The 20009-nt window shown below is 67.4% G+C and carries 16 protein-coding genes; 6 read left to right on the top strand and 10 right to left on the bottom strand.

Annotated elements, in window-relative coordinates; genetic code table 11:
• Positions 1 to 220: 220 nt before the first annotated feature.
• The 3 genes from C8J44_RS09740 to C8J44_RS09730 are packed head-to-tail and all read right to left on the bottom strand — an operon-like array spanning position 221 to position 2216.
• The gene (locus C8J44_RS09740; protein ID WP_056051660.1) at positions 221 to 961 is read right to left on the bottom strand and encodes a thioredoxin domain-containing protein; all 741 of its coding nucleotides are present in this window, start codon (positions 959 to 961) and stop codon (positions 221 to 223) included.
• A gap of 26 nt (positions 962 to 987) precedes the next feature.
• Complete coding sequence (locus tag C8J44_RS09735; RefSeq protein WP_121904323.1) at positions 988 to 1653, bottom strand: thioredoxin domain-containing protein; 666 nt, start codon at positions 1651 to 1653, stop codon at positions 988 to 990.
• Positions 1653 to 2216: a DUF721 domain-containing protein gene (locus C8J44_RS09730; protein ID WP_121904322.1), complete on the bottom strand. Its 564-nt coding sequence runs from the start codon at positions 2214 to 2216 to the stop codon at positions 1653 to 1655. The genes C8J44_RS09735 and C8J44_RS09730 overlap by 1 nt, the downstream gene beginning before the upstream one ends.
• Positions 2217 to 2242: 26 nt before the next feature.
• On the opposite strand from C8J44_RS09730, the gene C8J44_RS09725 reads away from it, so the two are divergent.
• Genes C8J44_RS09725 through nudC form a run of 3 tightly spaced genes read left to right on the top strand, consistent with a single transcriptional unit; the run spans position 2243 to position 5525 of the window.
• Positions 2243 to 3292, top strand: coding sequence for an A/G-specific adenine glycosylase (locus C8J44_RS09725; RefSeq protein ID WP_404969194.1), 1050 nt, complete (start codon positions 2243 to 2245; stop codon positions 3290 to 3292).
• Positions 3289 to 4641, top strand: coding sequence for a serine hydrolase (locus C8J44_RS09720; protein ID WP_121904321.1), 1353 nt, complete (start codon positions 3289 to 3291; stop codon positions 4639 to 4641). The genes C8J44_RS09725 and C8J44_RS09720 overlap by 4 nt, the downstream gene beginning before the upstream one ends.
• 5 nt (positions 4642 to 4646) lie before the next feature.
• The gene (gene nudC, locus C8J44_RS09715) at positions 4647 to 5525 is read left to right on the top strand and encodes an NAD(+) diphosphatase (RefSeq protein WP_121904688.1); all 879 of its coding nucleotides are present in this window, start codon (positions 4647 to 4649) and stop codon (positions 5523 to 5525) included.
• 140 nt (positions 5526 to 5665) lie between these two features.
• On the opposite strand, the gene C8J44_RS09710 is transcribed toward nudC, so the two are convergent.
• Together C8J44_RS09710 and C8J44_RS09705 are read right to left on the bottom strand one after the other, a co-directional pair.
• Complete coding sequence (locus C8J44_RS09710; protein ID WP_093398758.1) at positions 5666 to 6664, bottom strand: LLM class flavin-dependent oxidoreductase; 999 nt, start codon at positions 6662 to 6664, stop codon at positions 5666 to 5668.
• Between the two features lie 102 nt (positions 6665 to 6766).
• On the bottom strand, positions 6767 to 8845 hold the full coding sequence (locus C8J44_RS09705; RefSeq protein ID WP_259466796.1) for a S8 family peptidase: 2079 nt from the start codon (positions 8843 to 8845) through the stop codon (positions 6767 to 6769).
• 383 nt (positions 8846 to 9228) lie between these two features.
• Here C8J44_RS09705 and C8J44_RS09700 point away from each other — a divergent pair, with 383 nt between their 5' ends.
• From C8J44_RS09700 to glpX, 3 genes are all read left to right on the top strand, one after another.
• Positions 9229 to 9894 (top strand): pyrimidine 5'-nucleotidase, encoded by a 666-nt coding sequence (locus tag C8J44_RS09700; RefSeq protein WP_121904319.1) that lies wholly within the window; start codon positions 9229 to 9231, stop codon positions 9892 to 9894.
• Entirely contained in the window at positions 9891 to 10709 is an 819-nt protein-coding gene (dapD, locus tag C8J44_RS09695) for a 2,3,4,5-tetrahydropyridine-2,6-dicarboxylate N-succinyltransferase (RefSeq protein ID WP_121904318.1), read from the top strand. Before C8J44_RS09700 ends, dapD begins: the two co-directional genes overlap by 4 nt.
• Before the next feature lie 61 nt (positions 10710 to 10770).
• Positions 10771 to 11742, top strand: a complete 972-nt coding sequence (gene glpX / locus C8J44_RS09690) for a class II fructose-bisphosphatase (protein WP_107963207.1) — start codon at positions 10771 to 10773, stop codon at positions 11740 to 11742.
• Between the two features lie 270 nt (positions 11743 to 12012).
• Here the strand turns inward: glpX and C8J44_RS09685 are convergent, their stop codons facing one another.
• The 5 genes from C8J44_RS09685 to C8J44_RS09665 form a co-directional block, all read right to left on the bottom strand.
• Positions 12013 to 12774, bottom strand: coding sequence for an ABC transporter permease (locus C8J44_RS09685; RefSeq protein ID WP_060526780.1), 762 nt, complete (start codon positions 12772 to 12774; stop codon positions 12013 to 12015).
• Entirely contained in the window at positions 12771 to 13700 is a 930-nt protein-coding gene (locus C8J44_RS09680; RefSeq protein ID WP_121904317.1) for an ABC transporter ATP-binding protein, read from the bottom strand. Before C8J44_RS09680 ends, C8J44_RS09685 begins: the two co-directional genes overlap by 4 nt.
• Before the next feature lie 167 nt (positions 13701 to 13867).
• Positions 13868 to 14578: a DsbA family protein gene (locus tag C8J44_RS09675; protein ID WP_121904316.1), complete on the bottom strand. Its 711-nt coding sequence runs from the start codon at positions 14576 to 14578 to the stop codon at positions 13868 to 13870.
• Complete coding sequence (locus C8J44_RS09670; RefSeq protein WP_056051639.1) at positions 14575 to 15930, bottom strand: M48 family metalloprotease; 1356 nt, start codon at positions 15928 to 15930, stop codon at positions 14575 to 14577. Before C8J44_RS09670 ends, C8J44_RS09675 begins: the two co-directional genes overlap by 4 nt.
• A 744-nt stretch (positions 15931 to 16674) precedes the next feature.
• Positions 16675 to 19629 (bottom strand): ribonuclease E/G, encoded by a 2955-nt coding sequence (locus C8J44_RS09665; protein ID WP_259466795.1) that lies wholly within the window; start codon positions 19627 to 19629, stop codon positions 16675 to 16677.
• Between the last annotated feature and the right edge of the window lie 380 nt (positions 19630 to 20009).

The following is a 20009-nucleotide window of genomic DNA, read 5'->3' as shown; positions in this document are numbered from 1 at the left end:
TGGGTCCCCGCGAAGGCGGGGACCCAGACTGGGCTCCCGCCTTCGCGGGAGAACAAGGGGGCGGGCTGCCCGTGGGCACGCTTACCGCCCTTGCCACCACCCCGGCGAAGGCCGGGGCCCAATTGGAGAGGTCGCGGTAACGAAGCGCTGATCTCCGTTAGCAACGTCCCCCAATTGGGCCCCGGCCTTCGCCGGGGTGGTAGTTACTGGTGGGGGTAGCTTACGCCCCAGCCGCCTTCAACGCCTTCTCCATCTGGTCCCAGCTCACGACCTGGTCGAGCTTCTTGTCGTTGATCAGGAACGTCGGCGTGCCCGTGACCGTCCCGGCCTGCATCGCGTTCTCGGTCGGCTTGGCCATCACTTCGAGCTGCTTCTGATCCGCGAGGCATGCGCGCGCCTTCGCTTCCGGGATCCCGCGCTGCTTGACGAAATCGATCGCGCCCATCTGTTCGGCGAGCTTGGTCGCGACGACCGTCGGCGGCTGGTTGGCGAGTGCCTTTTGCTGGTCGGGGGTCATCGCCTGGAGCTTGTCGAGGAAGGCGATCTGGTTGCCGTACATCTGCTCGAGGATCGGGAAGAACGGCGCGACGCCGCCGCACTGGCCGAGCAAAGTCAGCGCGACGTCGGGCGCGCCGTGGACGAGGAAGTCGCGGAATTCGAAGCTCACCTTCCCGGTCGAGACGTATTTCTCGGTCAGCGGCTTGTACGCCTCACGGCCGAACGCGCCGCAGGTCGGGCACGAGCGCGCGCCGTATTCGACGAGCTTGATCGGCGCGTTCGGGTTGCCCATCAGGTAACCCTCGGGGGTCTTCACGACCGTCTCGGTCCAGTTCTGGCCGGCGGGGGCTGCGGCGGCGGCAACCGGCGCGGCGGCGGGCTGGTCGACGTTACCGGTCGAATCGTTCTTCGAGCAGGCGGCGAGCGCGAGCGGCAGGACGGCGAGCGTGGTCAGGAACTTCATCGGGTTACTCCAGTGGATCACGTGAATTAACGGGCGCCTGCCTTGCGGAGCGCGGGTTCGAGCTGTTCCCAGCCGACATGCGGGACGAGTCTGCCGTTGAGGTAGAAGGTCGGCGTCGAGTCGATCTCCTTCGGCGCGTCGGCGGTCAGTTTGACGATGCGGTCGATCTCGGGCTGGTTGGCGAAGCATGCGTTGATCGCCGCGTCCGAGAGCCCGCGCGCCTTTACGAACGCGGTCAGGCCGGAGCCGTCGGCGTTGGCACGGATCTGTGCCGCCGCCGGGTACATATTGAGGCGGGCGGCGTTACCCTGCTGGTATTCGATGCCGCGCTCGAGCCATTGCGGTTGCGCGGCGAAGATCGCGGACGAGGTGGCCGAGAAGCCTTTCGGGCCGGTGCAGCGGGCAAGGATCGCTGCTGCAAGGTCGAGCCGGTCGCGGATGAAGCTGCGGACTTCGAGGCTGGTCGAGCCGGATGCGATCATCTGGCGCTTCAATACCGGTTCGGACTTTACCGAGAAGTCGGCGCAGTGCGAGCAGGTGTAGCTCGCATACTCCACCAGCTTCACGCGCGCGGCGGGGTTGCCGATCAGGTACGCGCCCGACGGAAGAATGCGCGCGGTTTGTGACCAGTCGCGCTTGGGCGCGGCACCGGTCAGCAGGAAGAGGGCTAAGACGGCAAGGAGGACGCGCATCAGGTGATCCTGGGAAGGCCGTGCGTCGAGGCGACGCCGGCGGCGAGGGATTCGAGGACGGCGCGCAGTTCCGGATCGGCGATGCCCTTCAGGCTGATACCGAGATCGACGGGGACCGGGCGGATCGAAGGCGGCGCCTTGCGGGGGACGGGGGCGGCGACTTCGCCCTGGCGGATCGCGACCTTCACGATGGCTGCGTACCCGAAGAAACGGTTCACGCGCTCGATGATCTCGGGCGCGATGTGCTGCATCATCGGGGCGTGCGCGCCGCGGACGGTGAGGGTCAGGACGCCGTCCTGCTTCTTGCCGACCGGGAAGCGGATCGATTCGGGAATGCTCGCGCCCGCCAGTTTCGCGCCGACGATCTCGGGCCAGCGGCTGACGATCGACGACTGGACGAAGCCGAATCGCCGGAATGCCGCGCCGCCGATCGCGGGCAACAGCTCGGCGACCGCGCGCGATCGGTTCTCGCGCGGGGCGTCGGGATCGGTCCTGCCTTTAATGCGCTTCGTCGCCGGCTTGGGCGTCGCAGATTTAGGCACGGAAACGGGCGGCTTGCTCATCCGCAATCCCATGCCATAGGCGACGCGTGAACGCCAAGCGCTCTTCGGTCTCCGGGGCCCTGCTCGACTGGTATGACGCGCATCGTCGCGACCTGCCGTGGCGCGCGAAGCCGGGAGAGGCGGTCGATCCGTACCGGGTGTGGCTGTCCGAGGTGATGTTGCAGCAGACGACGGTGGCCGCGGTGACGCCGCGGTTCCTCGCGTGGACCGCGCGGTGGCCGGATTTCGCGAGCTTGGCGGCGGCGGACGATGCCGATGTGATGGCGGCCTGGGCGGGGCTTGGCTATTATGCTCGGGCGCGCAATCTGGTGAAGGCGGCGAAGGCCGTGGTCGCCGAGCATGGCGGCGTGTTTCCGGGGACCGAGGTGGAGCTGCGCGCGCTGCCGGGGCTCGGCGCTTATACGGCCGCGGCGGTGGCGGCGATCGCGTTTGGCGAGCGGGCGGTGGTGGTCGACGCGAATGTCGAGCGAGTGGTTGCGCGGCTGTTTGCGATTCAGACGTCCTTGCCGGCGGCGCGGCCTGCGATTCGGGTCGCGGCGGACTCGATCACGCCGGATGCTCGGGCGGGCGATTTCGCACAGGCGATGATGGATCTGGGGTCGGGGATCTGTACGACGCGCGCGCCGAAATGTTTGCTGTGTCCGATCCGCGCGTTTTGCGAGGGTTTCGCTCAGGGCGCGCCGGAGCGGTTGCCGGTGAAGGCGAAGAAGGCGGCCAAGCCTCAGCGGTACGGGACGATCTTCTGGCTGGAGCGCGACGGGCAGGTGTTGCTGGTGCGGCGGCCGGACAAGGGTCTGCTGGGCGGGATGCGCGCGTTTCCGACCGGGCCTTGGGGCGCGGCTTCACCCGGTTTCGAGGACGCGCCGGCGCAGGCGGACTGGCGGATGCTGGACGAGAACGTGGCGCACGGATTTACCCATTTCGATCTGCAACTGACGCTTGCGGTGGCGACGGTCGAGGCGCATCAACCGCGCGTTCCAACGGCAAGCGAATGGTGGCCGATCGACGAGCTGGATACCGCCGGGCTTCCGACCGTTTTCGCCAAAGCCGGCAAAGCCATACGGAGAGCTGCATGAAACTGGTGCACTGGATTTCGACGGGCGGCCTCGCCGCATTGGCTGCCGCCACGGCCTATGCCCAGCAGGCGCAGCCGCGTCCGCAGGTGAGCCCGCAGGCTCGGCCAACGCCCCGGATGACGATTCCGGTCAACGCGCTGCTGCCCGCGACTACCGCGTTGTTCGATGGCTATGTCGCGCAGAACAAGATGCCGGGAGTCGTCGGCGCATTCGGTGTGGGCGAAGGCCCGACCTTGTTTCCCTCTGCCGGAAAGATCAGCGACGATCCGAACGCACCCGCCGCCGGCCCCGATTCGCTGTGGCGCGTCTATTCGATGTCCAAGCCGATCACGGGCATGTCGGCGATGATGCTGGTCGAGGACGGCAAGCTCAACCTCGACGACCCGGTCAGCAAATATATACCGGCGTTCAAGGACATGAAGGTCGCGACCAGCCCCGATACGTCGCTCGCCACGCGCCCGGCGACGCGGCCGATCACGATCCGCAACCTGCTGACGCATACCGCCGGGCTCGGCTACACGATCGTCACCAAGGGGCCGCTGCTCAAGGAATATGAGCGGCTCGGGATCCTGCCGCTGTCGGTCAGCGCGGCGATGGAAGAGAAGATGCGGCCCGTCCGGCCGAAATCGCTCGAGGAGTTCGCGAACCGCGTCGCGACGCTGCCGCTGATCGCGGACCCCGGCACCAAGTGGAGCTATTCGATCGGGCTCGACGTGATGGGCCGCGTGATCGAGGTCGCGTCGGGCATGAGCTTCGAACGGTTCGTGCAGACGCGACTGTTCGATCCGCTGAAGATGAAGTCCAGCTTCTGGCAGGTGCCGCAGCGCGAGGTCGGGCGGCTCGCGACCAACTACGCGTTCATCGGCGATACGCGGACGCCGCTCGATCCGGCGGCGACGTCGGTGTTCCTGCAGAAGCCGAGCTTCCCGTATGGTGGCGCTGGCCTGGTGATGTCGGCGCGTGACTACGACCGGTTCCTGCACATGATCCAGGACGGCGGCGCGCTCGACGGCGTGCGCGTGATGAAGCCCGAGACGATCGCGCTGGCGACGTCGAATCTGTTGCCGGCGGGCGTCGTGTTCGGCGGAGTTGGTGGCGGTACCGGGGGGACGCAGGGGAGCAACATGGGCTTTGGCGCGGGCGGTTCCGTGGTGCTGACCACGACGCCGAACGGTCCGGGCAAGGGCACCTATGCCTGGGGCGGCGCGGCGGGGACGATAGCCTGGGTCGATCCGTCGAAGCATTCGCGCGGCAACGTGATGGTCAATTACTTCCCGGCGGACCGGATACCGCTCCGCCAGCAGGTGGTCGCGGCGCTGCTCCAGGATGCGGCGAGGTTGCGCCGATGAGCGTGATGGACGCACCTGGGTTCACCGGTGGGACGCTCGACCGGTCCGATGCTTTGCGGCACGATCCCGAAGGGCTGGCGGCGGCGCAGCGCGATTGGCGGGCGCGGTTGCTGGTGCTCGACGGGCTGCTGCCGGGCACGACCGACGACGGACACCTGGCCTGGACGTCGATGGCGGACATGCCCGACGATGCCGAGCCTATCCTGCTTGGGCTCGACGAGAGCGGGCGGCCGCATTTCGCGGCGCTGCTGGCGGGCATGCGCGTCGACAATGCGCCGGCGATGCGGTCGCCTGCGCTGATGGCGGTGCTCGCCGCGCTCGCGCCGGGTGAGGCGGCGACGTACGCTGGCGCGCGCAGTGTCATCGACTGGCATGTCCGGCACGGCTTCTGCGCGAAGTGCGGTTCGCCGACCGAGATGTTCCGGGCGGGGTGGGCGCGGAAGTGCCCGAACTGCGGGACCGAGCATTTCCCGCGCGTCGATCCGGTCGTCATCATGATCGCCGAGCATGACGGGCGTGCGCTGCTCGGGCGCGGCAAGGGGTGGCCGGCGGGGCGGTATTCCGCGCTGGCCGGTTTCGTCGAGCCGGCCGAGTCGATCGAGGAAGCGGTCGCGCGTGAGATCCTTGAGGAGTCGGGTGTGCGGGTCGGCAAGGTGCGGTATGTTGCGAGCCAGCCCTGGCCGTTTCCGTCTTCGCTGATGATGGCATGCGTCGCGGAGGCAGAGGACGATGCGATCACGCTCGATGTGAACGAGCTCGAGGATGCGATGTGGGTGCCGCGCGAGATGGTGCGCGCGGTGTTGCGCGGGGAGGAGGGGCCGTTCGTGGCGCCGCCGCCTTATGCGATTGCGTATACGCTGCTGAAGGAATGGGCGGGGGAGTAGGGCCGGCCGCTTCTAACGCCACATGTCCCCCTCCCTGGAAGGTAGGGGGTGGGTTGGCCGGTTTTAGCAACGACGTGCGCACATGCGGAAACCGACCCACCCCCGTCCCCTCCCTTTCAGGGAGGGGGGAATCCGCTGGCTTAAGCGGCGATCTTCAGCTCCTGCATCACGTCGGCCGTGATCGACAAACTCCGCTTGCGGGCCTCGTGGTCGTAGATCGCGCTGGTCACCATGACCTCGTCGACGCCGGTCCGCTCGACGAACGCCGCGATGCCGCGCGCGACCTTGGCCGGGCTGCCGACCGCCGAGCATTGCAGGACGTGGTCGAGGATCTGGTTGCCCTGCGCGCCGAGCGACTCGCGGTAGCCGGCGAGGGGTGGCTTCATCTGGCCGGGGTTGCCGGTGCGCAACGCCACGAACGACTGCTGCTGCGATGTGGCGAGCAGTTCGGCTTCCGCGTCGGTCTCGGCTGCGAACACGTTGAAGCCGGCCATGACGTGCGGCTTGGCAAGCCGCGCCGAGGGGCGGAAGTCGCGGCGGTAGATTGCCAGTGCGGCATCCAGCGCATCGGGCGCGAAGTGCGAGGCGAACGCGTAGGGCAGGCCCAGCGCCGCCGCCAGCTGTGCGCCGAACGTGCTGGAGCCGAGGATCCACATCTCGACGTCCGCGCCGGCGCCCGGGGTCGCGACGATGCCGGTCTGGCCGTCGTTGGCGAAGTAGCTCTGGAGCTCCATCACGTCCTGCGGGAAGGCGTTGGCGTCGGTCTCGAGCGTGCGGCGCATCGCCCGCGCGACGCGCTGGTCCGAACCCGGCGCGCGGCCGAGGCCAAGATCGATACGGCCGGGGAACAGCGCGTCGAGCGTGCCGAACTGCTCGGCGATCGTCAGCGGCGCGTGGTTGGGAAGCATGATGCCACCCGAGCCTACGCGGATGGTCTTCGTGGCGGCGGCGATGTGCGCGATCACGACGGCGGTCGCGGCCGACGCGATGCCCGTCATGCCGTGATGTTCGGCGACCCAGTAGCGCTGGAACCCGACGCTCTCGGCGTGCCGCGCGAGGTCGGCCGCGTTGGCGAGCGATTGGGAGACGGTGCCGCCTTCGATGACGGGAACCAGATCGAGCAGGGAATAGCGTGTCATGCGGCAGAGATAGGTACCGAGCGGTAGCTTATCCAGCCCCGCCGGTCTCTCACGTTCGTCATCCTGACGTTCGTCAGGATGACGGATTGGGGGGCGGGGGGATCAGAACCCCAGGCTGTAGCGCATCGCCATGCCATAGTCGTTCGGGAGCGCGGCGAAGTTGCCGGGGTCGCGGCGGAAGAACAGGTTGGTGTCGAGGCCGCCGCCGAACGCGGGGACGCCGTAGCGCATCTCGACATCGAGTTCGCGGCCTTGCGGGGCGAGGTTGAGGCGTTGCGTGGTCCAGTCGGTGACGGTGTTGCTGGCGTAGTCGAAATAGGTCGGGAGCCCGAGGTCGATCCCGCCGCGCGCCACACGCAACGGTTGTGCGACGCGGAGACCGAGCGTGTCGTGGCCGAACACGCCGTCCTTGCCGATGTCGGCCGCGAAGGCGTTGGTGCGGACGAGGCCGTCGCCGCTGAGACCGCCGCGCACCGCTGCGCGGGTCCAGCCCTGGCGCATCGATCCGCCGATGCTCCAGCCGCTACCCGCATCGAACCGCGCCTTGGTATCGACGAACCACGTTGCCGCGCGGGTCGCGCCGAGCGCCGCGTCGAATCGCGCGCCGAGGACGGTATCCCGCTCGTCCATGCGCGTCGCGGCCACCATCGTCGACAGCGCGCCGAAGCGGCGGTCGACGGTCAACGAGGCGCGGTTGTAGCCCGAGCGTTGCCAGCGGTCGCGCAGGCGGAGGTCGCCGTCGCGCTGCGTCAGGACGTCGCCATTCTCGATTCCGGCGGTGAAGCCGAACCCGCCGACGCTCTGCCGCATCGCGCTCGAGGCTTTCGTGTTGCTATCGAAGCCAAGGCCGCCGGTGTTGGCGATCAGGAAGGCGGGTTCGGACTGGCCGGAGAGCTGTGCGCTAAGCGCGCCCGAGCCTTGTGCGAAGGCGAACCCGAACGACAGCGTGCTGCCGAGTTTCTGCGTCACCATCCCGGCGATCGCGCGCGCGCTGGTCGCGTCGGCGGTGGAGAGCGAGGTGCGATCGAGCGCGATGTCGCCGTTGGCCCGTGGCGCGAGCGTCATCGAGACGGTCATGCCGCCTTGCGCCAGTGCGACGGTGCGGAATCGCGATTGGAGCGCGCCGCCCAGTGAGCGGTCGGGGCTGCGACGCGCGATCGTCTTGGCGAGGTCGATTGCGAACGCGCGGCTGTAGCCGTCGAGGATCACCGCGCCGAGTTCGCCCTGCGCGGCGTCACCCATCGGCGCGGACAGGGTGGCGTTGCCGGTCGTCGAGACGACCGTCTTCGAGCCGGCGACCGACATCGCGCCGAGCGGCTGGAACGCGCGCGTCAGGTCGAGGACGCCGTTGCCGTAGACCGCATCGACGCCCGGCGCGCCGGCATCGCGTGCGCTCTTGAACAGGATGTCGACGATCTGCGCGCCGGTGAGGTTGGGGAAGGCCTGCGCCAGCAACGCGACCGCGCCGGAGATTTGTGGCGCGGCGAACGAGGTGCCCGACCAGATATAGGCGGTATCGGTCGCGTCGGGCGCGCGGACGCCTTCGCCGACCGCGGTCAGGAAATGTGCGGCGCCGCTGCCGGCCTTGTCGCTGAAGGTCGAGATACCGTCCGCGGATCCGACCGAACCGGCGATGATGACCTGATTGCGGCCCTGCACTTCGCCGGCGACATTGGTGAAGGGATCGGGATTGACCGAGCCGTCGTTGCCCGCCGCGATCACGACGACGAGCCCGGCGGCGGTCGCGCGGCCGATCGCATCCTTTAGGCTTTGCGGCATTTCGGAGCCGCCGAGCGAGATGTTGACGACCTTCGCGCCCGCCGTCCGGGCCGCGTCGAGCCCCTTGGTGATCGCATCGGTGCCGAACTTGCAGCCCGAATCCTTGTCGTCCTTGCTGGCAGTGGCGCAGGTGCCGGGGCGGTCGGCGCGCAGCACGATCAGCGTCGCGTCGAACGCCACACCGTGCGAGCCTGCGCCGTTCCGCCGGCCTGCGAGCGTGAAGGCGACCGCGGTGCCGTGGCCGCCTTCGTCGTCGATCGTGCTGTTGCCGGCAACGTCCTGCGACGCTGACGAGACGCGGGTGCCGAATTCCTGGCTTTGCAGGTCGATGCCGCTGTCGATGACGCCGACGTTGATGCCCTTGCCGGTGGCTCCGACGTTATACGCGGCGAGCGCGTTCATCGAGACCGCACCGACGGTCGCGCGGTATTCGGCGGTATCGTTGCCGGATGGAGTCGGCGTGGGAGCAGGCGTCGGGGCGGGTGTTGGTGTTGGCGTTGGCGTCGGAACTGGCGTGGGTGTTGGGGTGGGCGCTGCCGGAGGAGCCGGCGTGCTGTTGATGCCGCCGCTGCCCCCACCGCCACAGGCGGCGACGAGAAGTCCCGTCGCTATGGTCGCGGACCGCAGTAGGCCAGCCTTTATGCGTCGCATGAATCTCACCCCTTATTCCCCATCAAGCTATTGGAATGAAAAGCGTTACTCGATCGTAAACACCAGCGCAGGAGATCACCGTGCGGCGGGCCCTGGCTTGCCCCGTCACCGCGTGATGCCTAGAGGTTCGCGCGATGCTTGCCCGCCTAAACCATGTCCGCAACTGGATCTTCGATCTCGACAACACGCTGTACCCGGCGAGCGCGGACCTGTTCGCGCAGGTCGATGCGCGGATGACCGGGTTCATCCAGGATCTGCTGGGGTTGGAGCATGACGAGGCGCGGCGCGTGCAGAAGGGGTATTTCCACAATCACGGCACGACGCTGTCGGGGTTGATGGCCGAACATCACGTCGATCCGCACGCGTTCCTGGCGCATGTCCACGATATCGAGATGGACGTGATCGAGCATGACGCGCCGCTGGTCGCCGCGATCGCCAAGCTGCCGGGGCGCAAGCTCGTCTTCACCAATGGCGACACGCCGTATGCGGCGCGGATTCTGGAGCGTCTCGGGTTGAGCGAGAGCTTCGAGGCGATCCACGACATCCACGCGATGAACCTGATGCCGAAGCCGCATGCGTCGGCCTATGCCGGGTTCTGCGCGGCGTTCGACATCGATCCGCGGGAGTCGCTGTTCGCGGACGACATGGCGCGCAACCTGGCGCCGGCCAAGGCGATCGGGATGACCACCGTGTGGATCGACAACGGCTCCGAGCAGTCGCCCGACGCGGCGCGCGATCACATCGATTTTACCGTGCCGGTGCTTGCGCCGTGGCTCGAAACCATCCTGGAGACATCATGACCTTGCAGACCATCATCGACGCCGCCTGGGACGATCGCGCGAACCTCGGACTCGATACCAAGGGCGAAGTGCGCGACGCCGTCGAGTCCGCGCTGGCGATGCTGGACGCAGGGACCGCGCGCGTTGCCGAGCCGACGGCTGACGGCTGGCAGGTCAACCAGTGGCTGAAGAAGGCGGTGCTGCTGTCGTTCCGGCTCAACGACAACGTCGTGATCGACGGCGGTTCGGCGGGGTCCCCGGGGTTCGACAAGGTGCCGTCGAAGTTCTCGAGCTGGGGCGAGGCGGAGTTCCGCTCGGCGGGTATCCGCGTCGTGCCGGGTGCGGTCGCGCGACGCGGGAGCTTCATCGCCAAGGGTGCGATCCTGATGCCGAGCTTCGTCAATATCGGCGCGTATGTCGGCGAGGGGACGATGGTCGACGCCTGGGCGACGGTCGGGTCGTGCGCGCAGATCGGCAAGAACGTCCATCTGTCGGGCGGTGCTGGCATCGGCGGCGTGCTCGAGCCGTTGCAGGCGGATCCCGTCATCATCGGCGATGGCGCGTTCATCGGCGCGCGCGCGGAAGTGGCCGAGGGCGTCCGCGTCGGCGAGGGCGCGGTGCTGTCGATGGGCGTGTATCTGGGCGCGTCGACCAAGATCATCGACCGCGCGACCGGCGAAGTGTTCAAGGGCGAAGTGCCGCCGTACGCGGTGGTCGTGCCGGGCTCGATCGGCGGCGGGGACGGGAAACCGGCCTTGTATTGCGCCGTGATTGTCAAACGGGTCGACGCGCAAACCCGCTCCAAGACCAGCATCAACGACCTGCTCAGGGACTGATCGGGTCGACAATGCTGCGACTGCTGCCTATCCCCGCCGAAACATTCCGAGGAGAAATATTTTGACCGCTGCCGCAAGCCAGGTTCTCGACCGCGTCCTCGTCCTCGAAATGGTCCGCGTGACCGAGGCCGCAGCGATCGCCGCCTCCACGCTCGTCGGGCGCGGTGACGAGAAGGCGGCGGATGCGGCCGCGGTCGAGGCTATGCGCGAGGCGCTCAACTCGCTGTACATGGACGGCACCGTCGTGATCGGCGAGGGCGAGCGCGACGAGGCTCCGATGCTGTTCATCGGCGAGAAGGTCGGCTCCGCGATCGGCAAGGGTCCGAAGATCGACATCGCGCTCGATCCGCTCGAAGGCACGACGATCTGCGCGACCGCGGGGCCGAACAGCCTCGCCGTGCTGGCGATCGCCGAGGAGGGCGGGCTGCTCAACGCGCCCGACGTCTACATGGACAAGATCGCGGTCGGGCCGGGCTATCCCGAGGGCATCATCGATCTCGACAAGACCCCGACCGAGAACATCAATGCCGTGGCCGCCGCAAAGGGCGTGCCGGCGCGCGACCTGATCGTGTGCGTGCTCGACCGGCCGCGTCACGAGGCGCTGATCGCCGAGCTCCGGAAAGTCGGCTGCGGGATCATGCTGATCGGTGACGGCGACGTCGCCGGCGTGATCGCGACGTCGGATCCCGAGACGACCGTCGACGTGTACATGGGCTCCGGCGGCGCGCCCGAGGGCGTGCTGGCGTGCGCGGCGCTGCGCTGCGTCGGCGGGCAGTTCAAGGGCCGGCTGCTGTTCCGCAACGACGACGAGCGTGGGCGCGCTGCGAAGTGGGGGATCACCGATCTCGACAAGCAGTATGACCTGTCCGAGCTGGCGAAGGGCGACTGTATCTTCGCGGCGACCGGCGTTACCGATGGGTCGTTGTTGGCTGGCGTGAAGCGGAAGAAGGGCAAGATGACCACCGAGAGCGTGGTGATGCGGGCGTCGTCGGGGACGGTGCGTTGGGTCAAGGGCGAGCATCGGACTGACTGATTTGGGCGACGCTCCCGGTCAGAAAGGAAGCACCACCCCGGCGAAGGCCGGGGCCCAATTGGAAAGGTCGCAGTAACGGAGCGTTGCCCTTCGTCAGCAACGTTCCCCAACTGGGCCCCGGCCTTCGCCGGGGTGGTGCCTTCGATTTAGCTCAGAGCGCTCCCAAAGAATGTTTCCCCGCGAAGGCGGGGACCCAGACTGGGCTCCCGCCTTCGCGGGAGAACAAGGGCGACTGAACTTACGCTACCGACGTGGTCAGCCTCCACCCGATCAGTTCTTCATCCGCCAGCCGGTTTTGAAGATCCACGCGATCGCGATCAGGCATGCCGCCAGGAAACCGGCCGTAACCGCCAAGCTCACCCCGACCGCGACATCGCCGACCCCGAAGAAGCTCCAGCGGAAACCGCTCACCAGGTAGACGACCGGGTTGAACAGGCTGAACGTGCGCCACGGCTGGGGCAGCATGTCGATCGAGTAGAACGCGCCGCCCAGGAACGTCAGCGGCGTGATCAGCAGCGCGGGGACGAAGTTCAGCTGCTCGAAGCCGTTGGCCCAGACGCCGATGATGAACCCGAACAGGCTGAACGCGACCGCGGTGAGGATCAGGAACGCGATCATCGCGAACGGATGCTCGATCCGGAGCGGCACGAAAAACGACGCGGTCGCGAGGATGATCAGCCCGAGGATCACCGACTTGGTGGTCGCCGCGCCGACATAGCCGATCACCATCTCCATCGCCGAGACGGGCGCCGACAACAGCTCGTAGATCGTGCCGGTGAACTTCGGGAAGTAGATGCCGATCGACGCGTTCGAGATGCTCTGCGTGAGCAGCGACAGCATGATCAGGCCGGGGACGATGAAGCTGCCGTAGCCGACGCCGCCGACTTGTTGCATGCGACTGCCGATCGCGCCGCCAAAGACGATGAAATACAGCGAGGTGGTGAGGACGGGCGTGACCAGGCTCTGCCACAGGGTGCGCAGCGCGCGCGCCATTTCGAAGCGATAGATCGCCCAGATGCCGTGGGTATTCATGCGCGTTCTCCGACGAGATCGACGAAGATGTCTTCGAGGCTCGATTTGCTGGTTTCGAGGTCCTTGAAGCCGATGCCGAGTTCGCTGAGTTTGCGCAGCAGCGACGGGATGCCGGTGTGGTCGGCCTGTGCGTCGAACACGTAGCGGAGGCGCTTGCCGTCGTCTTCCAGCGACAGGTCCCACTCTGCGAGGTCGGCGGGAATCGTCGTCATCGGGTCCTGAAGCGCGATGTCGAGTTCGCGCTTGCCGAGCTTCTTCATCAGCGATGCCTTGTCGTCGACGAGGAGCAACTTGCCCTTGTTGATGACGCCGACGCGGTCGGCCATTTCCTCGGCCTCCTCGATGTAATGCGTCGTCAGGATGATCGTCGTGCCGCCTTCGCGCAGGCGGTGGACGAGCTTCCACATGTCGCGACGCAGCGCCACGTCGACGCCCGCGGTGGGCTCGTCGAGGAACAGGATTTCGGGTTCGTGCGCGAGCGCTTTCGCGATCAGCACGCGGCGCTTCATCCCGCCCGAAAGTTCGCGGATCTTCGCGTCGCGCTTGTCCCAGAGCGAGAGGTCGCGGAGCACCTGTTCGATGTACGCGCTGTGGCCCGAGCGGCCGAACAGGCGGCGGCTGAAGGTGACGGTGGCGAGTACCGTCTCGAACATGTCGACGTTGAGTTCCTGCGGGACGAGGCCGATGCGGCTGCGCGCCTGCTTATAGTCGCGGATCGCGTCGTAGCCGGCAACCTTGATCGTGCCGGCGGACGGCGTGACGATGCCGCAGATGATGCTGATGAGCGTCGTCTTGCCGGCGCCGTTGGGGCCGAGGAGGGCGAAGATCTCGCCTTTCTGGATGTCGAGGTCGACGGGGTGGAGGGCTGTGGTGCCGCTCTTGTAGGTTTTCGTGACGCCCGCGATGGACAGGATCGGTTCGGTCATTGGCACCCCTTTTTGTGAGGGGAAGATGGGGGTGGCACGTGCCTATTGATAGGGGGCGGGCTGCCCAAATCCCGTCATCCTGGGCTCGACCCAGGATCCAGAGCCATGCGCGTTCCGATTGTGGCTCTGGATCCTGACTTTCGTCAGGATGACGGGAGTGGGTGGGATTAGCCCGCTCGCGCTGCAGCTACCGCTTTCTCGAGGTCTTCGAGCGGCAACGCGCCGGACAGGACCCGGTCGCCGACCACCCAGCTTGGCGTGCCGGTCATGCCGAGTTTGGCGGCGGTTTCCATGTTCTTGGCGATCTCGGCGTCGGCGGTCTTGGTGAAGCTCGCTTGCGTCGTGTCGACCCCGGCTTTGCCCGCAGCCGCGGCGATCGAGGCGTCACTGACCGGGCCGCCGGCGTAGAGCGCGTCGTGGAAGGTGGCGAACTTGCCCTGTTGTGCGGCGGCAAGACTCGCGCGCGCGGCGATGCGGCTTTCGGCGCTGAGGATCGGGAGTTCGCGGAAGACCACGCGGACCTTGGGGTCGGCGGCGATCAGCTTGGCGATCATCGGCAGGCTCGCGCGGCAGTATCCGCAATTATAGTCGAAATACTCGACGAGCGTGACGTCACCCTTGGGGTTGCCGGCCCAGGCGCTGCCGAACGGGGTGACGATCGCGTCGCGGTTGGCGGTGACGGTCTTGCCGGACTCGCGGTCGCGGAGTTTCTCCATTGCTTCGGGGAGGATTTCGGGGTGCGCGAGGACGTAGTCGTGGACGATGGATTCGACCTGCGCGCGCTCGACGCCGCCGCCCTGGCGGTCAAAGCCCCAGACCGCGAGGCCTCCGATGACGGCGCCGGCAATAGCGATCGCCGGGAATGTAAGTTTGCTCATTTGCGGCGCTTATACTGCTTGGGATTGTCGTCCATCTCGTTCTGCGCGGCCATCGCGATATCCTGTGCGCGGATCCAGTCGGTGGTGTTCGCCGGGATGTTCGCCAGCGCATACTGCGCGCTCGCCGAGGCGGTCCGCATGTCGCCGCCCATGCTGGCGCGCTCGGCGGTGGCGAGCGCGGCGCGCGCGGTATCGCCGGTCAGTTCGTAGACGGTGCCGAGCTGCATCCAGGCGAACGGGTTCTGGTCGTCGCGGCCGACTGCGGTGCGCAGGACCCTGGTGGCCTCGGGGTAGTTCGCCTTGTTCTCGGTCGCGATCAGCGCGTGGCCGAAGGTCGTGGCGATTAGCGGGTTGTTGCGAGAACCCTCCGTGGCTTCGCGTAGAGGGACCAGCGACTCGGTCGGCTTGCCCGCTTCGAGCAAAATCTGACCCTTGATCTCGAGGAAATACGGGTCGGTGGGCTCGGCCTTCACCAGTGCGTTGGCCTCGGCGTCTGCTTTGTCGGGGTAGCCGGCTTTGTGATACGCGTAGGCGCGGGCGTAGTGGGCGTAGATCGACTGGTTCGAGGGCGGGTAGGCTTGCAGCGTCTGATCGGCGGGCATGACGTAGCCGGCGAGTTTGGCCTTCACGCGGCGGAAGCGTTCTTCCAGCGCGGCGTCGGGTTTGTTGGCCCAGGCGGGCGAGGCTTGCAGGTCGGCGGTGAGCGTCGCGACGCGCTCGCCCGAGAGCGGGTGCGACTGCATGAAGGGATCGATGTTGGCGGTGCCGAAGCGATATTCCTGCTGCTGCAATTTCTTGAAGAAGCTCAGCATGCCGCGGCCTGAGACGTTGGCCTCGCGGAGGAATTTCGCGCCGGTCGCGTCGGCGGTGGATTCCTGGACGCGGCTGAACGAGAGATAGCTGCCCATCGCCGCCTGCTGGCCCGCCGCCATGATGCCGGCGCCTGCTTCGCCGCTGCCGGCCGCCATCGCGGCTAGGCCGAGGACCATCGAGAGCAGGTACATGCCCATTGCCGGCTTGGTGCCGCGGTCGGCGAGGACGACGTGGCCGTCGGCGATGTGGCCGAGCTCGTGCGCGATGACGCCCTGGACTTCGTTGGCGTTGTCGGCAGCCTGGATCAGGCCCGAGTGGACGTAGACGGTCTGGCCGCCGGCGACGAAGGCGTTGATCGACTCGTCGTTGATGAGGACGACCTTCACGTCGCGCGTCGAGAGCCCGGCCGCCTTGATCAGCGGGTTGGACATCTCCGCGAACATGGTTTCGGTCTCGGCGTCGCGGAGGATCGACTGGGCCTGGAGGGGCGTCGTCCAGAGGAGGAGGGCGGTGGCTGCGGCGGCTACGAAGCGCTTCATTTTACGGGGTATCGTCGATTGGGGGCGGGGGGGCAATGGTCGTGCGGTCGGGCGTGCGATGGAGTGAAGTATAGGAAGTGCAGACGCTGGGAGCTGTTTTGCGGTTGGTGGGAGTGTGGCATTGGGGGAGGGGAGCAGGGTTTGGGGGTGTAGGACAGGGGTTTGCGGGGGGTGTTGGGTCGCTGGGGGGCGTGGTGCTCGTTTCTCTCCGACCGTCATTCCAGCGGAAGCTGGGATCTCATGGTTTGGCGGGTGTCGCGTGCCACGTGGGATACCCCAGCTTTCGCTGGGGTGACGGGTTTTGGTTTGGGGTGTGGGTTGCGGTTTGGAGTGGCATGAGGACGCGTTCGAGACGGTGCCGCGGAATAGCTACCACCCCGGCGAAGGCCGGGGCCCAATTGGGGGACCGGGCTAACTGAGGGTGGCGCTTCGTTATTGCCACCTTTCCAATTGGGCCCCGGCCTTCGCCGGGGTGGTGGTGGGTGGGGGGAATTCGGCGTGCCTCACTACGGGGCTGGAACACAAACCCCGGGCTGCCCCCGTGGCTTGTTCACCCGCGAAGGCGGGTGCCCAGTCTGGGTCCCCGCCTTCGCGGGGATACAAGCTTTTTGCCGTTCGCCGTTACCACGGGAAGCTTTGGATGGTGACGGATAGCGTGCGGTCTCACGCCCCTCCCGCCCCCTACAAACGAAAACGGGCGCGGCCTTTCGGTCGCGCCCGTTTCCTTCGTCACGGCGTCCGGCGTTAGCCGAAGGTGCGCTGCCACCAGCCGCGGCGGGGGGCGCCGTCGGGGTCGTCGTTGGCGCCGTCGTCGGTACGGGGGGGCGCGACGTCCTGGGGCTGGACTTCGGCCTTGGGCGGGGTGGTCGCGATCGGCTCGGCGAGGGGTTCGCTGGTCGGGGCGGCATCGCCGGCGTCGACCACCGCTGCTTTCCGCGGGCGACCGCGGGGCTTGGCGACCTTGGGGGGCGCTTCCTCGACTACCGGGGCTTCGACCACCGCGTCCGACGCCTTGCGACGCGCACGCTTGGGCTTGGGCGCCGACGCTTCGATGGTCTCGGCGGGCGTTGCGCTCACCTCGTCCATCGTGGCCTCTGCGACCGCTTCGCGACGGCGACGACCGGGCTTCGGTGCAGCCGGCTCGGCAGCGACGGGCTCCGGAGCGATCGGCGCCGGAACCACTGGCTCCGGTGCAACCGTCTCGGCGTCCGCCTCGACCGCGCGTGGCTTGCGGCCACGGCGAGCCTTGGGGGCTGCATCGGCGACCGCCTCGGCGATGTTCGCCGCTGCGGCTGCCGCACGGGCACGCGGACGACGGCGCATCTTCGGACCCTCGGCGACTTCCGCCACCGGGGCTTCCTCGACGACCGGCTCGAACGCTGGCTCGTAAGGCGGCTCGGCATAGGTCGACTCGACCGGCTCGTACGCTTCCGCTTCTGGAGCCTCGGCGATCAGCTGGGCATCGTCGACGCTGCTGACGGCGACCGACTGGCCGTTCTCGGCGCCCTGCTCGTTGCGGCGACCGCCACGACGTCCCCGACGACCGCGACGACGACGACCTTCGCCCTCTGCGCCATTGGCCTGCTCGGATGGCGCACCAGCCGAGACCATTTCGCCACCGCCGACTTCGACGATGTCGCCCTCGACCTCGTCGATTTCCTCGACGTTGGTGTCGGCGTCCTCGAACGTACCGTCCTCGTTGACGCCCTCTGCTGCACCTTCCTCACCGGGACGTGCACGACCGCGACGACCGCGGCGACGACGACGCTTCTTGCCGCCTTCACCGTCCGCATCGCGAGCCTCACGGGGCGCACGCTGCTCGCCGTTACCTTCGCGACCGCCCTCACGACGACGCGGCTGCTCGGCTTCGGCCTCCTCGACTTCCTCTTCCTCGATCTCTTCCTCGATCTCCTCGGGGAGGTCGTCCTCGTCTTCCTCGATGATCTGCACGAACTTCGGCGCATGCGCGGGCGGCGGGCCGCTGGCCTCGACCGTCATGTGCGCGCCTTCCTCGTCCTGGCCGGGGATGATCTCGACGATCACGCCGTAGCGATCCTCGATCTCGGCGATGTCGGCACGCTTGCGGTTGAGGATGTAGACCGCCGCTTCCTGGCTCGCGCGCAGGGTGAGCAGCGAACCGCGACCGCGTGCGGCCTCGTCCTCGATCAGGCGGAGTGCCGAGATGCCCGACGACGATGCGGTGCGGACCAGGCCGGTGCCCTCGCAATGCGGGCAGGCGCGGGTCGACGCTTCGAGCACGCCGGTGCGGAGGCGCTGGCGGCTCATTTCCATCAGGCCGAACGACGAGATGCGACCGATCTGGATGCGCGCGCGATCGTTCTTGAGCGCCTCCTTCATCGCCTTCTCGACCTTACGGACGTTGGAATTGTTATCCATGTCGATGAAGTCGATGACGACGAGCCCGGCCATGTCGCGCAGGCGGAGCTGGCGGCCGATTTCCTGGGCGGCCTCGAGGTTGGTCGCGGTCGCGGTCTGTTCGATCGAATGCTCGCGCGTCGAGCGGCCCGAGTTGATGTCGATCGAGACGAGTGCCTCGGTCGGGTTGATGACGAGGTAGCCGCCCGACTTCAGCTGGACGACGGGGTGGTACATCGCGGCAAGCTGATCCTCGACGCCGGCGCGCTGAAACAGCGGCACGGGATCGGCGTAATGCTTGATGCGCCGCGCGTGCGTCGGCATCAGCAGGCGCATGAACTCGCGCGCCTGGCGATAGCCGTCCTCGCCCTCGACGATGACCTCTTCGATTTCCTTGTTGTAGATGTCGCGGATCGCGCGCTTGATCAGGTCGCTGTCGCCGTAGACGAGCGCGGGGGCCGACGCCTTGAGCGTGGCTTCGCGGATGCCGTCCCACAGGCGGGCGAGGTAATCGAAGTCGCGCTTGATCTCGACTTTCGAGCGCTGGAGGCCCGCGGTGCGGACGATGCAGCCCATCGAGGGCGGCAGCTGCATGTCGGCCATGATCGTCTTGAGGCGCTTGCGATCGCCTGCGTTGCTGATCTTGCGCGAGATTCCGCCGCCGTGCGACGTGTTCGGCATCAGCACGCAGTAGCGACCGGCGAGGCTCAGGTACGTGGTCAGCGCCGCGCCCTTGTTGCCGCGCTCCTCCTTGACGACCTGGACGAGCAGCACCTGGCGGCGATGGATCACGTCCTGGATCTTGTAGCGGCGGCGCAGGTTCATGCGACGCTCGCGCAAGTCCTCGACCGCGGCATCGTCGGCGCTCGGCTTGCGTTTCCGTCGCGGGGCTTCGCCAGACTCGCTGCCTTCGAGTTCTTCTGCGACGTCGGGGTCTACACCGCCATCGTCCTCGAAGCGCTCAATGTCGTCCTCGTCGTCACCCTCTTCGTCGTCCGAGTCGTAGTCGGCGCGAAGGGCTGCTTCCTCGGCGGCGTGCTCTGCTTCCTCACGGAGCAGCGCGTCGCGATCTTCCTTGGGGATCTGGTAGTAATCGGGGTGGATTTCGCTGAACGCGAGGAAACCGTGGCGATTGCCGCCGTAATCGATGAACGCCGCCTGGAGCGACGGCTCGACCCGCGTGACCTTGGCGAGGTAGATATTGCCCTTGAGCTGCTTGCGTTCGGCACTCTCGAAATCGAATTCCTCGATCCGGTTACCCTTGACGACTGCGATCCGGGTCTCTTCCCGGTGGCGTGCGTCGATCAGCATGCGCGTTGTCATTATAGATTCTCCGCGCGCGCGCCGGGCCTGTCGGCAGCCGTCGCGCGCTTGATGGTGGTGCGGTCGGGCACGGACGCCCGGACTCGCGGATGGTATGCGAAACTGCCTCTGCGCGAAGTGCATGCCGCGGGAACTCTCCCTGCGGCGCCCGCACGACCGCGAGTCCGTCGGCGAAGGCCGGTCGGAGTGCGGGGCGGGGGGAATGCGTCATTCGAGCGTCAACCTGAATTGCCGCGCCGGCGAGAATCCGCTGGCGGGCGTCGAGACCGGCGCGTCGCTGGTAAAATCCAGGCGACACACGGCTGTACGACACGACTAGCACTGCATACCCGATCTCGCAACTGGCCCCGGAACCGTCGCTTTCGTGGGCGTTTCGGCTC

Origin of the sequence: Sphingomonas sp. PP-CE-3A-406 (genome assembly GCF_003688625.1) — a bacterium.
Taxonomy (GTDB): domain Bacteria; phylum Pseudomonadota; class Alphaproteobacteria; order Sphingomonadales; family Sphingomonadaceae; genus Sphingomonas.
This window is presented reverse-complemented; position numbering and strand designations above follow the sequence as displayed.

Excerpts from the sequence above, each read along its gene's own strand:
- C8J44_RS09740 (WP_056051660.1), bottom strand. The coding sequence starts at position 961 with ATGAAGTTCCTGACCACGCTCGCCGTCCTGCCGCTCGCGCTCGCCGCC.
- C8J44_RS09735 (WP_121904323.1), bottom strand. The coding sequence starts at position 1,653 with ATGCGCGTCCTCCTTGCCGTCTTAGCCCTCTTCCTGCTGACCGGTGCC.
- C8J44_RS09730 (WP_121904322.1), bottom strand. The coding sequence starts at position 2,216 with ATGAGCAAGCCGCCCGTTTCCGTGCCTAAATCTGCGACGCCCAAGCCG.
- C8J44_RS09720 (WP_121904321.1), top strand. The coding sequence starts at position 3,289 with ATGAAACTGGTGCACTGGATTTCGACGGGCGGCCTCGCCGCATTGGCT.
- nudC (WP_121904688.1), top strand. The coding sequence starts at position 4,647 with ATGGACGCACCTGGGTTCACCGGTGGGACGCTCGACCGGTCCGATGCT.
- C8J44_RS09710 (WP_093398758.1), bottom strand. The coding sequence starts at position 6,664 with ATGACACGCTATTCCCTGCTCGATCTGGTTCCCGTCATCGAAGGCGGC.
- C8J44_RS09705 (WP_259466796.1), bottom strand. The coding sequence starts at position 8,845 with ATGAACGCGCTCGCCGCGTATAACGTCGGAGCCACCGGCAAGGGCATC.
- C8J44_RS09700 (WP_121904319.1), top strand. The coding sequence starts at position 9,229 with ATGCTTGCCCGCCTAAACCATGTCCGCAACTGGATCTTCGATCTCGAC.
- dapD (WP_121904318.1), top strand. The coding sequence starts at position 9,891 with ATGACCTTGCAGACCATCATCGACGCCGCCTGGGACGATCGCGCGAAC.
- C8J44_RS09685 (WP_060526780.1), bottom strand. The coding sequence starts at position 12,774 with ATGAATACCCACGGCATCTGGGCGATCTATCGCTTCGAAATGGCGCGC.
- C8J44_RS09680 (WP_121904317.1), bottom strand. The coding sequence starts at position 13,700 with ATGACCGAACCGATCCTGTCCATCGCGGGCGTCACGAAAACCTACAAG.
- C8J44_RS09675 (WP_121904316.1), bottom strand. The coding sequence starts at position 14,578 with ATGAGCAAACTTACATTCCCGGCGATCGCTATTGCCGGCGCCGTCATC.
- C8J44_RS09670 (WP_056051639.1), bottom strand. The coding sequence starts at position 15,930 with ATGAAGCGCTTCGTAGCCGCCGCAGCCACCGCCCTCCTCCTCTGGACG.
- C8J44_RS09665 (WP_259466795.1), bottom strand. The coding sequence starts at position 19,629 with ATGACAACGCGCATGCTGATCGACGCACGCCACCGGGAAGAGACCCGG.